The following is a 13,038-nucleotide window of genomic DNA, read 5'->3' as shown; positions in this document are numbered from 1 at the left end:
ATTAGGACTGATGAATCGGGTATTTCTGTTCTCTCTAATATCTAATATCGAATAGCTAATATCGCCTTTATTTTCTGTTTTACATCTTGAAACACATCCACGGTGAACTTATTTAATCTGAGTCAGTCTTTAACTGCATCTACCTGAAATTATTTCGAGCCCTGCTAGCGACATCTTCTAGCAGAATTTGCATGTATAGGAGTTAACTCTGATGAAAGTGAAGTTCATTGCGGTTCTGGCATTGGCAAGTGCGTTAATTATTGCACCTGTTTCAGCCGGCATTCCTTTTTTTGGTGACAAAAATGAAACGCCTACGCTGGCCCCTATGCTTGAGGAAGTCACCCCTGCGGTGGTGAATATCTCAGTAAAAGGTAAGCGTGAGGTGCGCCAGCGCATTCCAGATATGTTTCGCTTTTTCTTTGGTCCAGGTGGCCCTCGTGAGCAAGTACAAGAACGTCCATTCCAAGGATTAGGTTCTGGCGTCATTATCGATGCTGATGAGGGTTACGTGGTCACAAATAATCACGTAATTGACGGCGCGTCTGAGATCATGGTGACCTTGAAAGACGGACGCCAATTTGATGCCACGGTTATTGGTACCGATGATCGCTCGGACATTGCACTGCTTAAAATAAAAGACGGCGAGAACCTCACTGAAATTAAAATTGGTAGTTCAGCTGATTTACGTGTGGGCGATTTCGTTGTCGCTATCGGTAATCCGTTTGGTCTTGGCCAAACCGTGACCTCTGGTATTGTCAGTGCGTTGGGGCGCAGTGGCTTGGGTATTGAAGAGATTGAAAACTTCATTCAAACCGACGCGGCAATTAATAGTGGTAACTCTGGCGGCGCATTGGTGACGTTAAAAGGCGAGTTGATTGGTATCAACACGGCTATTTTGGGACCAAACGGTGGTAACATCGGTATCGGTTTTGCCATCCCAGCTGACATGATGAAGAATCTTGTTGCGCAGTTGGTTGAGTTTGGTGAAGTGCGTCGTGGTGTGCTTGGTGTTCGTGGTAATGATTTGACTCATGAAATTGCCAAAGCGCTCGAACTGAAGGCGAACCAAGGCGCTTTTATCGCCGAAGTCATTCCGGAAGGAGCGGCCGATAAAGCGGGTTTGAAATCAGGCGATGTTATCGTTGCTGTGAATGGTGAAAAAATTCGAACCTTTGCTGATTTAGGTGCGCGTGTTAGCACAATCGGTGCCGGCAAAGAACTGAGTATTACGGTTTTACGTGACGGTAAAGAGCGTGATTTCGATGTGGTGTTAACTGCTGACGAACAGGCAGTAACGGCGGCTGCTCTGCATCCTGCACTTGATGGTATTACCTTGGTTCCGGACGAACGCGGCGGCCTCAAGGTTACCGAAATTGAAGAAGGTTCATTAGCGGAGCGCTATGGTATTCGCAAAGACGACGCCATTATCGGTGTGAATCGCAGCCCTGTGAATAGCATGAGTGAGTTACGTGAAGCATTAAGCAACGCCGGAAGCGTGGTCGCTCTGAATATTCGTCGCGGAAACTCGCAATTATACCTTGTGTTACGTGGCGGCTAGTTAGCTACGCTGCGAATGTTCAAAAGTAACGTATGACAAAACGAAGGCAGTTGAGATACTGCCTTCTTTTGTAAACAGTGTTATGCTTTGCAGTATTCTTAATCAATAGGTTACAAGTCGCTATGCAGCTACGGCAATTCGCTTGGTATATTGTTCGATCAGTCATTCTTGGCCTCGCAGTCGCAGCTATCGTGATTTATGCCCTACCTCACCTGCGTGAACAGTTCACTGGTGATTCACAGCAATCAGAGCAACCATTTAGCTTCTCCACAGCGGTTCAGCGCGCTGCGCCAGCAGTGGTAAACATCTACAGTATCGGTTCAACGCGTGATTCGTATTACTCGCGCCGACCGAACACGCTAGTGCGCTTAGGCTCTGGTGTTATCATGGATAACCGCGGTCACATACTCACCGCGTATCATGTTGTTGCCGATGTGAATGAAATACAGGTCGCATTGCAGGATGGCCGTAATTATAGCGGTCAAGTGATTGGTTATGATCGGATAACCGATTTAGCGGTGGTACGTATTGAGGCGGATAACTTACCAACGATTCCTCAAAATGAAACGCTGACAACCCAAGTTGGCGACGTAGTTCTTGCCATTGGCAACCCTCACAACTTAGGTCAAACCATTACACAAGGTATTATCAGTGCGACCGGTGGACGTATGGGGGTCATTAACTCTCACGCAGATCTGATTCAAATGGACGCAGTGATTAATGAAGGCGCCTCCGGTGGTGCCCTTATTAATAGCCAAGGTTATTTGGTGGGAATTAACAATGCGCAATTTCGTGACGCCCGCGGCCAAGGCATTGATGGGATTTACTTTGCCGTTCCCTACCCGCTGGCACGTTCAGTGATGGACACGCTGATTCGAGAAGGTGAAGTTGTACGCGGTTATTTGGGTGTACAAGCAGGTGAAACGCCGCAATCCAGTCCCTATACACAGCCCGGAATTTTCATCACTGGCGTCGACCCAAACAGCCCAGCAGAGCGAGCAGGCTTGCGCGCCGAAGATTATATTACGGAAATTAATGGTCAGCCGATGCAGTCGGCAGCAGAGGGCTTAGCACTGGTTGCTAACACCAAACCTGGCACCACTTTGCAGGTTCAGTTTTTACGAGACAATAAAGAAGAAACAACGGCAGTGACGATTACTAAACTGCAGTAAGAAGAAACGCGTGAGATCAATTCACGCGTTTAATATCGGCTCCAAGCGCGGAAAGCTTTTTCTCAATGGTTTCATAGCCGCGATCAATGTGATAAATCCGCTCTACAACCGTTTCGCCTTGAGCAACAAGTCCAGCAATAACCAGCGATGCTGAAGCGCGCAAATCGGTACACATCACCTGAGCACCAGTAAGCTGTTTCACACCTTTCGAAATTGCGGTGTTGCCTTCCAACTCAATGTTCGCACCCATACGACGCAGTTCCGGTACATGCATAAAGCGATTTTCAAAGATGGTTTCACGAACCCAACCGGCTCCATCAGCAATAGCGTTTAGCGCGCAAAACTGAGCCTGCATGTCGGTTGGAAATGCAGGGTGAGGCGCCGTCACGATATTGACTGGTCGCGGACGTTCAGTTGCTTGAATACGGATCCAGTCTTCGCCTTTGGTAATGGTTGCACCGGCTTCAGTTAGCTTTTTCAATACCGCATCTAACATGGTTGGATCGGTATTACGGCATGTGACATCACCGCCTGTCGCCAAAGCCGCGACCAAAAACGTACCCGTTTCAATTCGATCCGGTTGCACGCGATAGCTGCCACCATGAAGTTTTTCTTTACCATAAATGGTGATGGTATCCGTACCAGCGTCACGCACATCGGCGCCCATACTGTTCAAAAAGTTCGCTAAATCTTCAACTTCAGGTTCGCGCGCAGCGTTCTCAATGACAGTGACTCCTTCAGCAAGAGTCGCTGCCGCCATCAAATTTTCGGTACCGGTAACGCTAACCATATCCATCAAAATGGTCGCACCTTTCAAACGGCCGTCAACTTTTGCATTGATGTAGCCATTTTCTACGGTGATGTCTGCACCCATTTGGCGTAAACCTTCGATATGCAGATTCACCGGGCGTGCGCCAATGGCGCAGCCACCAGGCAATGACACTTGCGCTTGGCCGAATTTAGCCAGTAATGGGCCTAATACCAAAATCGATGCCCGCATTGTTTTCACCAAGTCGTAACTCGCGACATGATGATTAATACCTTGTGGCTTAATCAGATAACTATTGGGTCCCAACGTTTCGCTCGCAACACCAAGCTCACCTAATAGCTTCAAACTGGTACGCACATCTTGTAATGCCGGTACATTGTCTAATTGCACATCTTCAGATGGTAATAACGCCGCCATGAGTATCGGCAGTGCCGAATTCTTGGCACCAGAAATAACCACTTCGCCGTGCAGAGGAGTACCGCCGCGGATAACTAGTTTTTGCATCGTTTACTCTGCCGCTTAACTGAGCATCGCGAGCTTTTTCTCGCGTTGCCATTCGGTCGGGGTATAGGTACGAATTGATACAGCGTGCAATTCGCCGCTAGCGATTAATTCTTTGAGCGGTGCATAAACAACTTGTTGCTTTTTAACCCGCGAGAGTTCGGCAAACATTTCACCAACCACGGTAATATTCGCATGGCTGCCGTCAAGCTTTACCAAAACTTCAGTTACATCGAGCTCATCCAACAATCGCTGTTGAATTGATTCTGCTGTCATCATATTCATTTAATCGCTTTTATTTATTTGTGTGTTCATTCAGTTGTAGTAGTGCCGACACACCACTAACCTGCACCATGGCGTGCAGCTGTTGGTTCGCATGAGTTATAGCGAGCTCACGTTGATCTGCTAACACTGCACGTTTGGCTTCAAGCAGCATCGCCACGCCGGCTGAATCTATTTTGGTGACGCCTTGCAGATTTAGAGTAAGCACTTGCTCACCGCTTAGCCAGCTCTTACGTTGCTTCCAAAGTGCAGGTACAGTCATCCGATCCAATTCACCGATGAATTGAATTTCGTTGTCTTCACCACGCTGCCACTCGCAAGTTTTCATTATTCGGCACCTACGCCATCATGCGGCTTCACTGATTCTTGCGCCTTTTCGCGTAACAATGCAATCGTGCCATCAATCCCGTTACTACGGATCACTGCGCTGATTTCCGCTTGCTTACTATTCAGTAAGCTAACACCTTCAACGACGAGATCGTATGCTTTCCAAACGTTATCGCCATTGTCATAACGCATTTTAAAATCCATACGCACGGGTGGACGACCTTCTTCAATCAGTCGCGTGTTAACAACCACCATGCGGCTACCTTCTTCAAACCGACCAGAGTCACCGAACTCGATGGTGTGCTTGGTCTCGTCATATTGGGTAAATGCACCCGCGTATGTGGTGATTAAGTAATCACGAAATACTGTGTAAAATTCTTGCCGTTGCTCTTCGGTAGTATCAGTTAAGTTACGACCTAACACACGCTTGGCGGCGTAAACGTAATCCACATATGGCATCATTTCTTCGCGAATGACGACACGAATATGGTTGATATCTTGATCAATAAGTTCACGATCTTGCTCAATTCGCTCGATAGTTTTATTCGCGAGTTTCTCCAATAAGATGTATGGATTCTCGTCACGAATTAACTCGGCCTGCGCAACACCACTACCGGTAACTGCAACTACCGCAACTACAAGTGCTAACAACCATTGTTTCATACGTACTCCTTAATCTTTACCCTGACTAAATAGGAACTGCCCAATTAAGTCCTCTAATACCAGCGCTGATTTCGTGTCATAAATCTGATCGCCGTCTTTTAACATCTCAACGGTGTCGTCAATAAATCCCGGATTCAAGCCGATATATTGCTCACCTAATATTCCTGAAGTCAGAATTGAGACCGATGTTGTATCAGAAAATTCACTGTATTCTTGGCTAATTGTCATCTCAACCAATGGTTCATAATAATCACCGCTAAGTGAAATCTTGCTGACACGGCCAACAACAACACCGCCCACTTTGACAGGCGAGCGTTCTTTTAGTCCACCAATGTTGTCGAACTTTGCATAAAGTTTATACGTTTCACCATTCGTCACAACACTTGTATTGGCTGCTTGCAAGCCTAAAAACAACAATGCCAGAACGCCAATAATGACAAAGAAACCGACTGCGAGTTGTGTATTTCTTGATTCCATAGCTCTTATCCAAACATCAATGCTGTTAATACGAAGTCGAGGCCGAGCACTGCTAAGGATGCAGTGACTACCGTCGATGTTGTGGCACGACTTATACCAACCGAAGTCGGTGTACAGCTGTAGCCTTTATACAAAGCAATCCAGGTGACCACAAACGCGAAAACTAAACTTTTGATAATGCCGTTGACAATGTCTTGGCCCCATTCCACATTCGACTGCATGACCGACCAGAACGCGCCATCGTCAACACCTAACCAACGTACCCCGACTAAATAACCGCCGTAGATACCAACCGCCGAGAACACCAAGGCAAGAATTGGCATGCTGTAAAAGCCCGCCCAAAACCGCGGTGAAATAACACGACGTAACGGGTCAACTCCCATCATCTCAAGGCTCGACAACTGTTCGGTCGCTTTCATTAAGCCGATTTCTGCCGTTAGTGCTGAGCCAGCACGACCGGCAAACAGCAACGCAGTGACCACTGGACCGAGTTCACGAAGCAACGACAGTGCCACCATCGGACCCAGTGATTGCTCAGCACCGAAGTCCACCAATATGGTGTAACCTTGCAAGCCAAGCACCATACCGATAAATAGGCCGCTGACGACGATTATCACCAACGACAAGACCCCAACCGAGTACATTTGCTGCATCAACAGCGGCCACGATTTACGCAAGGTAGGTTTTCCCACTAACGCTCGCATCAGCATAAAAAACGCTGCTCCGGCACCTGCAATCGTATTTAGGGTGGTTCGCCCTAGTGCGGCAACTCTATCGAGCATTGTCCACCCCCAATAATTCATCTTCGAGCGATGGTGCGGCATAATGAAACGGCACAGGACCATCGGCTTCACCATGTAAAAACTGATGAACCAAAGGATCGTCAGAGGCTTCTAGCTCACTTGGCGTACCATGACCAACAACCTTTTTATCCGCAATAATGTAGACGTAATCGGCAATGGTCATAACTTCCGCAACGTCGTGCGTCACCACAATGCTGGTTAACCCCAGCGATTGATTCAGTTCTTTAATCAACTTCACGATAACGCCCATTGAGATTGGATCTTGTCCAGCAAATGGTTCATCGTACATGATGAGTTCAGGGTCAAGCGCAATTGCCCGAGCCAGTGCCGCACGCCGTGCCATACCACCGGATAACTCAGCTGGCATAAGATGACGTGCACCACGCAAACCAACCGCTTCAAGCTTCAATTTAACGATGGTTTCAATAATTTCTTCAGGGAGCTGGCTATGCTCACGAATTGGAAACGCAACGTTGTCATACACCGTCATATCAGTGAACAACGCACCGCTTTGAAACAACATACTCATTCGTTTGCGCAGTTCGTATAAGTCTGAACGCCCCAACGCATGAATATTTTCACCAGCGAAAGTAATTGTCCCTTGCTGAGGTCGCAACTGTGCACCAATTAAGCGCAACAAGGTTGTTTTACCGATACCACTTGGCCCCATCACTGCGGTGATTTTGCCTTTGGGTATACGCATGGATAAACCGCGATAAACTTGATGAGCGCCGAACCCGTGCGCGAAGTCAATGTTGTCGATAACAACTAATGCTTCGTCGTTACTATGAGTTTGTGGCTGGTTGCTCGTTGATTTTTGAGCCGTCTGCATCGCCTTGATATCTCCCTTTTCGAGCCCGCTAGTGTACCAGATTTAGCGCTTTTTCCAAAGATTAAGGCGGTAAAAATTGTGACAATTCGTTAGTTTCTATGCTTTTTACGTCTGCATTTCGCTTTTCGATCGGTTATTATCTGAGTTTAGGACAAGCAATAGCACATGCCATCACATTGGGTCGGAGCAAAATCAGTTATGACAGATTCCAGCAACCGTTCATTTCGCGAGCTTGGCGAGCGCGTTATTGATATCGAGACTGCCGCCGTTTCTGGTTTAAAACAGTATCTCAACGGCGATTTTGAGCACGCTTGTGAGTTGCTCTTAAATTGCCGTGGCCGCGTGATTGTGATTGGTATGGGTAAATCTGGCCATATTGGCGGAAAAATTGCAGCGACACTGGCGTCAACCGGCACACCAGCCTTTTTTGTGCATCCGGGCGAAGCAAGTCACGGTGACCTTGGCATGATAACGGAACACGACGTGGTATTGGCGATTTCCAATTCCGGAGAAACTGGTGAATTGCTGGCTATCGCCCCACTCATCAAGCGCCGCGGCGTTAAGCTGGTCAGTATGACTGGCAACCCGAAATCAACGCTGGCCGACATTGCGGATGTGCATGTTTGTATTGCAGTTGAGCAAGAAGCATGCCCGCTGGGGCTAGCACCCACGTCGTCTACAACGGCGACTTTGGTCATGGGCGACGCCCTCGCTGTGGCACTTTTGAATGCTCGCGGTTTTACTGCTGATGATTTTGCTATGTCGCACCCAGGCGGAAGTCTTGGCCGCCGATTGCTACTACACATTCATGATGTCATGCATGATGGTGAACGCATGCCGATGGTTGCCGAACAAGCGACGATTTCTGAAGCTTTATTAGAAATGTCACGCAAAGGTTTGGGAATGACCGGTGTTGCAAACATCGAAGGAAAGCTCGCAGGTATCTTTACCGACGGCGATTTGCGTCGTATCCTCGACCAGCGAATCGATCTGCACAGTACCCCAATAGCGCAAGTGATGACACGTCAACCTGTAACCATTAAACCCGATGTGCTTGCTGCGCAGGGTTTGAAGTTAATGGAAGACCGTAAAATTAATGGCCTGTTTGTTGTCGATGAAAACGGTATCCCTCAGGGCGCCTTGAATATGCATGACCTTTTGAAAGCCGGAGTGATGTAATGGAAATGATCAGTACCTGGTACGGCGACATTAATGCGACATTATTTGATCGATTCCAGCAAATTAAACTGGTGGTTTGCGATGTCGACGGGGTGTTTTCTGACGGCTGTATCTACTTGGGTAACCAAGGAGAAGAACTTAAAGCGTTTAATACACGTGATGGGTTTGGCGTCAAAGCACTGCTGAATGCTGGCATCGAGGTTGCTGTGATTACCGGGCGACGTTCGGCCATTGTCGAAAATCGTATGACCGCGCTGGGGGTAAAGCATATTTATCAAGGCCAAGAAGATAAATTAACCTGCTTTGAGCAGTTGTTGACCAAGCTAAACTTAGATGCACATGAAGTTGCCAGTATCGGTGATGATGTACCTGATGTTGACATGCTCAAGCGCAGTGGCGTTGGTGTGTCAGTGCAAGATGGGCATCCGTTTGTGCAACAATCGGCAGATTATGTCACCGCACAACGCGGCGGTTACGGTGCCGTGCGGGAATTAAGCGATTTAATTTTGTTGGCACAGGGACAATTACAATTGCACGGTGGAGTGAGCCTGTGAATCGGAATATTCTGGTTATCATTGGCATTATCTTTCTCGCAGCGGCAATGCTGATTTGGCGACCGTTCGATGACAGCGTGAGTACCGAAGAACAGCAGGGTTATCGAGAAATAAAACCTGACTTTACCGCCAAAGGTTTAATTGTGCGGGTATACGGCGAACAAGGTGAACTTGCTCACAAAATAGCTGCCGAACAAATGACGCACTACAGCCCCATTGGACTAACCGAGTTAATGGCGCCAACTTATATTGTGCAGCTCGATAATAACGGGCCGATGTGGCAAGTTGAAGCCGAACAAGGTTCGTTTTATGCAGATAAAACACTGGTATTAGAACGTAATATTGAAATGACGAGTCTGTCTGCCGAAGAATTTGTCGAACGTATTGAAACCAGTTATTTGACAATTAATACGCGCGAAGAATTGGTTATCACCGAACAGCCGGTGTTAATTATTGGTCGTGACTTCACGGCAAAAGGTGAAGGAATGCGTGCCGATTTGCGCGCCCAAACATTGGAAATGACAAAACATGTTGAAACGATTTATACCGGTCGTAGTGCTACTAGCAATTAATGCTATAAGTGTGAATGAGAGCGCTGCGCAAGGTCGCGAAGACTTTGATAAGCCGATTCAGATTAATGCCGAACGTGAGTCATTTGATGTGGCCAAAAAAGTAGCGGTGTTCGATCAAAATGTCGTGATTCGTCAGGGTAGCTTATCGATTCGTGCCGATCATCTTGAAGTGACACGTCGTGATGATCAAACGGATGTATTCACCGCCACAGGTAGCCCCGCTGTTTATGAGCAGCAGTTGGACGATGGCTCGCCCATCACGGCTGAAGCGGAAATAATTAGTTACGATCAAAGCCAGCAATTATTGACACTCTCTGGCAATGTGAAGGTCTCGCAAGAAAATAGCGTGATACAAGGTAGCGAGATTATCTATAACTTTGCGACGCAACAGCTTTCAGCTAACCGTAGCGAAGATGATGCGGATCGTGTGACCACCATTTTTATGCCAAAGAAAAAGAGCGACAACCAGAATGAGCCGACTAATCGCTGAGCATCTCGCGAAATCGTACAACAAGCGGCAAGTAGTAAAAGACGTCAGTCTAACCGTAGAATCCGGTCAAATTATCGGCTTGCTGGGCCCGAATGGGGCTGGTAAAACGACTACTTTCTATATGATTGTTGGCTTGGTCAACAACGATAAAGGTCGCATCATGATTGATGACGAAGATATTTCGTTGCTTCCAATGCATGAGCGTGCGCGCCGCGGTATTGGGTATCTGCCGCAAGAGTCCTCAATATTTCGAAAATTGACCGTACGTGACAATATCATGGCGATCTTAGAGACGCGCAAAGACCTCGATGCCAATGGCCGTGAAGAACGTTTAGATGGTCTGCTCGAAGAGTTTCATATTGGCCACATTGCGAATAGCCTCGGGATGAGCTTGTCCGGCGGTGAACGTCGTCGCGTCGAGATTGCTCGTGCTCTTGCCGCTGACCCAGCGTTTATTTTGCTCGATGAACCGTTTGCAGGCGTCGACCCCATTTCAGTTCTCGATATTAAAAAAATTATTGAGCATCTGAAAAATCGCGGCATTGGAGTGCTAATTACTGATCACAACGTACGCGAAACCCTCTCGGTTTGTGAAAATGCTTATATTGTTAGCCACGGTGAGTTGATAGCGACCGGTGACGCCCATACCATCTTAAATAACCAACAGGTTAGAGACGTGTATTTGGGCGAACAATTCACCCTCTAGGTGGTTTAATGAAACAAGGTCTGCAGTTTAAGTTCTCTCAGCAGCTGTCAATGACTCCACAGCTGCAGCAGGCGATTAAACTGTTGCAGCTTTCAACGCTGGAACTACAGCAAGAAGTTCAACAAGCGCTTGAAGAAAATCCCCTACTTGAACTTGAGCAAGCCGAAGCGGAGGGCGAAACCGCAATCAGCGACGATGAATTATGGGATAGTCCTTGTTCTGCTTCTTTAGGTCAGTCAGCATCGAGTTTCGATGGCGAGGATTCAGTATTTGAAGGCGCCTCAAGCACAAGTTTGCACGACCATCTAATCTGGCAAATGCAGCTCTCGCATTTTTCTACTGTTGATGAAGTCATTGCCCTCGCCATCATTGACGCCATTGATGATAGTGGTTACTTAACCGCCTCGCTTGACGACATCATTAGCGCCGTCAATCAGCAGTTAGACGAGCCAGTTGAGCTCGATGAAGTGGCTGTTGTACTTAAGCGTATTCAACATTTTGACCCTATCGGCGTCGGCGCTCGCGATGTCGGTGAATGCCTCGCCTTGCAACTTCTACACTTACCCACCGATACACCGTGGCGCAATGAAGCGTTTACGGCAGTTCGTGAGCATTTAGCTCTTTTGGGCAGTCGTGATTACCGAACGTTGGCGCGGCGATTACGCTTGAATGAAGACGACTTAGCCGCAGTCATTGAGCTCATTCAACAACTACAACCGCGACCGGGCGAGGCGTTCAATCAAAGTGATGACGACTATGTGATTCCGGATATTTTAGTGCGCAAAAAAAATAATCGCTGGATGGTTGAGCTAAATCCAGAAAGTGTGCCTAAACTTAAGGTAAATGAAAGTTACGCGAAGTTATGCCAAGGATCGCGCCAAACTGATGACATGCAATACATACGCCAGCAAACACAAGAAGCCAAATGGTTTATTCGTAGCCTTGATAGCCGCAACGAAACGTTGCTCAAGGTAGCCAACGCTATTGTTTTGCGCCAACAAGGCTTCTTTGAATACGGTGAAGAAGCCATGAAACCGATGGTTTTAGCGGACATTGCCAGTGCGGTTGATATGCACGAATCAACTATTTCACGAGTAACCACGCAAAAGTATATGCATTCGCCGCGTGGTGTGTTTGAATTGAAGTACTTCTTCTCTAGTCAGCTTGGCACTGATACGGGTGGAGAAGCTTCATCAACGGCGATACGCGCGTTGTTGAAAAAGCTAGTTGCTGCGGAAAACCCGAAAAAGCCGCTGAGTGACAGTAAATTGACTGAACTCCTAGCGGAACAGGGTATCCAAGTAGCTAGACGGACCATTGCGAAGTATCGAGAGGCACTCAATATTCCGCCCTCGAGTCAACGCAAACGTCTTATCTGAATCTTGGACAACAGAAGGAAGATGTTATGCAAATTAATCTGACTGGTCATCACGTAGAAATCACTGACGCCTTGCGCGAGTATGTTGATAGCAAATTTAGCAAGCTCGAACGTCATTTTGACCACATAAATAACGTCCATGTCATTTTAAATGTTGAAAAGTTGACGCAAAAAGCGGAAGCTACGCTGCATTTGAATGGCGGCGAAATTTTCGCAGATTCAGAGCATCAAGATATGTATGCCGCCATCGACGGGTTGATCGACAAACTCGATCGGCAGGTTATTAAACATAAAGAAAAGATGAAACGTCACTAAATCATGGATTTATCCACCTTGTTAAGCCCCGACTGCACGCGCTGTGCAGTCGACGGCTCAAGTAAAAAGAAAGTACTTGAGCTCATTGGCCAACTGGCCGCGCCTCGCCTGTCTGGCACTACCAGCTTCGATGTCTTTGAAAGCCTGCTGAATCGCGAACGATTGGGCAGCACCGGTATCGGTATGGGCGTTGCAATTCCACACGGTCGGTTAGCGAGTGCTAACAAACCTGTAGCAATACTCATGACGCTATCAGCACCTATCGATTTCGACGCCATTGATAATCAGCCGGTCGACATTATTTTCGCGCTATTGGTACCTGAAGACCAGCATGAGCAACACTTGCAAACTCTGGCGTCGGTGGCACAACGATTAAATGATAAGAATTGTACGCGGGCTTTACGTGATGCCCAGAGCGATCAAGAATTATATGACCTGTTCACGGGTTAAGTAGAAGCAT

At 47.4% G+C, this 13,038-nt stretch carries 17 protein-coding genes; 10 read left to right on the top strand and 7 right to left on the bottom strand.

The annotated features are described in order from the left end of the window. The first annotated feature begins 211 nt into the window (after window positions 1-211). Together CWI82_RS02110 and CWI82_RS02105 are read left to right on the top strand one after the other, a co-directional pair. Window positions 212-1,558 carry a DegQ family serine endoprotease gene (locus tag CWI82_RS02110; protein WP_130202505.1) on the top strand — a complete coding sequence of 449 codons (1,347 nt, stop codon included), beginning with the start codon at window positions 212-214 and terminating at the stop codon, window positions 1,556-1,558. Window positions 1,559-1,680: 122 nt separating this feature from the next. Next, window positions 1,681-2,730, top strand: coding sequence for a trypsin-like peptidase domain-containing protein (locus CWI82_RS02105; protein WP_092856606.1), 1,050 nt, complete (start codon window positions 1,681-1,683; stop codon window positions 2,728-2,730). Window positions 2,731-2,746: 16 nt separating this feature from the next. On the opposite strand, the gene murA is transcribed toward CWI82_RS02105, so the two are convergent. The 7 genes from murA to CWI82_RS02070 are packed head-to-tail and all read right to left on the bottom strand — an operon-like array spanning window position 2,747 to window position 7,384. Further along, a complete protein-coding gene (gene murA, locus CWI82_RS02100; protein WP_130202504.1) occupies window positions 2,747-4,003 on the bottom strand; it encodes a UDP-N-acetylglucosamine 1-carboxyvinyltransferase in 1,257 nt (418 codons plus the stop codon). A 15-nt stretch (window positions 4,004-4,018) separates the two neighbouring features. Continuing rightward, window positions 4,019-4,285 carry a BolA family protein gene (locus CWI82_RS02095; RefSeq protein WP_325049910.1) on the bottom strand — a complete coding sequence of 89 codons (267 nt, stop codon included), beginning with the start codon at window positions 4,283-4,285 and terminating at the stop codon, window positions 4,019-4,021. Between the two features lie 10 nt (window positions 4,286-4,295). Then, a complete protein-coding gene (locus CWI82_RS02090) occupies window positions 4,296-4,610 on the bottom strand; it encodes an STAS domain-containing protein (protein WP_092856613.1) in 315 nt (104 codons plus the stop codon). Then, on the bottom strand, window positions 4,610-5,272 hold the full coding sequence (locus CWI82_RS02085) for an MlaC/ttg2D family ABC transporter substrate-binding protein (RefSeq protein WP_092856616.1): 663 nt from the start codon (window positions 5,270-5,272) through the stop codon (window positions 4,610-4,612). Before CWI82_RS02085 ends, CWI82_RS02090 begins: the two co-directional genes overlap by 1 nt. Window positions 5,273-5,281: 9 nt before the next feature. Next, on the bottom strand, window positions 5,282-5,749 hold the full coding sequence (mlaD, locus tag CWI82_RS02080; protein WP_092856619.1) for an outer membrane lipid asymmetry maintenance protein MlaD: 468 nt from the start codon (window positions 5,747-5,749) through the stop codon (window positions 5,282-5,284). 5 nt (window positions 5,750-5,754) lie between these two features. After that, window positions 5,755-6,531: a lipid asymmetry maintenance ABC transporter permease subunit MlaE gene (gene mlaE, locus CWI82_RS02075; RefSeq protein ID WP_092856623.1), complete on the bottom strand. Its 777-nt coding sequence runs from the start codon at window positions 6,529-6,531 to the stop codon at window positions 5,755-5,757. Beyond that, the gene (locus CWI82_RS02070) at window positions 6,521-7,384 is read right to left on the bottom strand and encodes an ATP-binding cassette domain-containing protein (RefSeq protein WP_130202503.1); all 864 of its coding nucleotides are present in this window, start codon (window positions 7,382-7,384) and stop codon (window positions 6,521-6,523) included. The genes mlaE and CWI82_RS02070 overlap by 11 nt, the downstream gene beginning before the upstream one ends. Window positions 7,385-7,582: 198 nt before the next feature. Here CWI82_RS02070 and CWI82_RS02065 point away from each other — a divergent pair, with 198 nt between their 5' ends. From CWI82_RS02065 to ptsN, 8 genes are read left to right on the top strand one after another with little or no spacing between them, the layout of a single operon-like run. Next, entirely contained in the window at window positions 7,583-8,563 is a 981-nt protein-coding gene (locus CWI82_RS02065; protein ID WP_130202502.1) for a KpsF/GutQ family sugar-phosphate isomerase, read from the top strand. Between the two features lie 5 nt (window positions 8,564-8,568). Continuing rightward, window positions 8,569-9,117 carry a 3-deoxy-manno-octulosonate-8-phosphatase KdsC gene (gene kdsC / locus CWI82_RS02060; RefSeq protein ID WP_130203182.1) on the top strand — a complete coding sequence of 183 codons (549 nt, stop codon included), beginning with the start codon at window positions 8,569-8,571 and terminating at the stop codon, window positions 9,115-9,117. Continuing rightward, window positions 9,114-9,689: an LPS export ABC transporter periplasmic protein LptC gene (gene lptC, locus CWI82_RS02055; RefSeq protein ID WP_130202501.1), complete on the top strand. Its 576-nt coding sequence runs from the start codon at window positions 9,114-9,116 to the stop codon at window positions 9,687-9,689. Before kdsC ends, lptC begins: the two co-directional genes overlap by 4 nt. Next, on the top strand, window positions 9,646-10,179 hold the full coding sequence (gene lptA, locus CWI82_RS02050; RefSeq protein WP_130202500.1) for a lipopolysaccharide transport periplasmic protein LptA: 534 nt from the start codon (window positions 9,646-9,648) through the stop codon (window positions 10,177-10,179). The genes lptC and lptA overlap by 44 nt, the downstream gene beginning before the upstream one ends. Further along, window positions 10,160-10,885, top strand: coding sequence for an LPS export ABC transporter ATP-binding protein (lptB, locus tag CWI82_RS02045; RefSeq protein WP_130202499.1), 726 nt, complete (start codon window positions 10,160-10,162; stop codon window positions 10,883-10,885). Before lptA ends, lptB begins: the two co-directional genes overlap by 20 nt. 8 nt (window positions 10,886-10,893) lie before the next feature. Next, window positions 10,894-12,264, top strand: a complete 1,371-nt coding sequence (locus tag CWI82_RS02040; RefSeq protein WP_130202498.1) for an RNA polymerase factor sigma-54 — start codon at window positions 10,894-10,896, stop codon at window positions 12,262-12,264. A gap of 26 nt (window positions 12,265-12,290) precedes the next feature. Beyond that, window positions 12,291-12,578 carry a ribosome hibernation promoting factor gene (gene hpf / locus CWI82_RS02035; protein ID WP_092856647.1) on the top strand — a complete coding sequence of 96 codons (288 nt, stop codon included), beginning with the start codon at window positions 12,291-12,293 and terminating at the stop codon, window positions 12,576-12,578. A 3-nt stretch (window positions 12,579-12,581) separates the two neighbouring features. Then, window positions 12,582-13,028, top strand: coding sequence for a PTS IIA-like nitrogen regulatory protein PtsN (gene ptsN, locus CWI82_RS02030; protein WP_092856649.1), 447 nt, complete (start codon window positions 12,582-12,584; stop codon window positions 13,026-13,028). The last annotated feature ends 10 nt before the right edge of the window (window positions 13,029-13,038 follow it).

It is taken from the genome of Pseudidiomarina tainanensis, assembly GCF_004214835.1.
GTDB lineage: Bacteria > Pseudomonadota > Gammaproteobacteria > Enterobacterales > Alteromonadaceae > Pseudidiomarina > Pseudidiomarina tainanensis.
The sequence above is the reverse complement of the archived record's forward strand: the minus strand, read 5'-3'. Positions and strand labels throughout refer to the sequence as shown.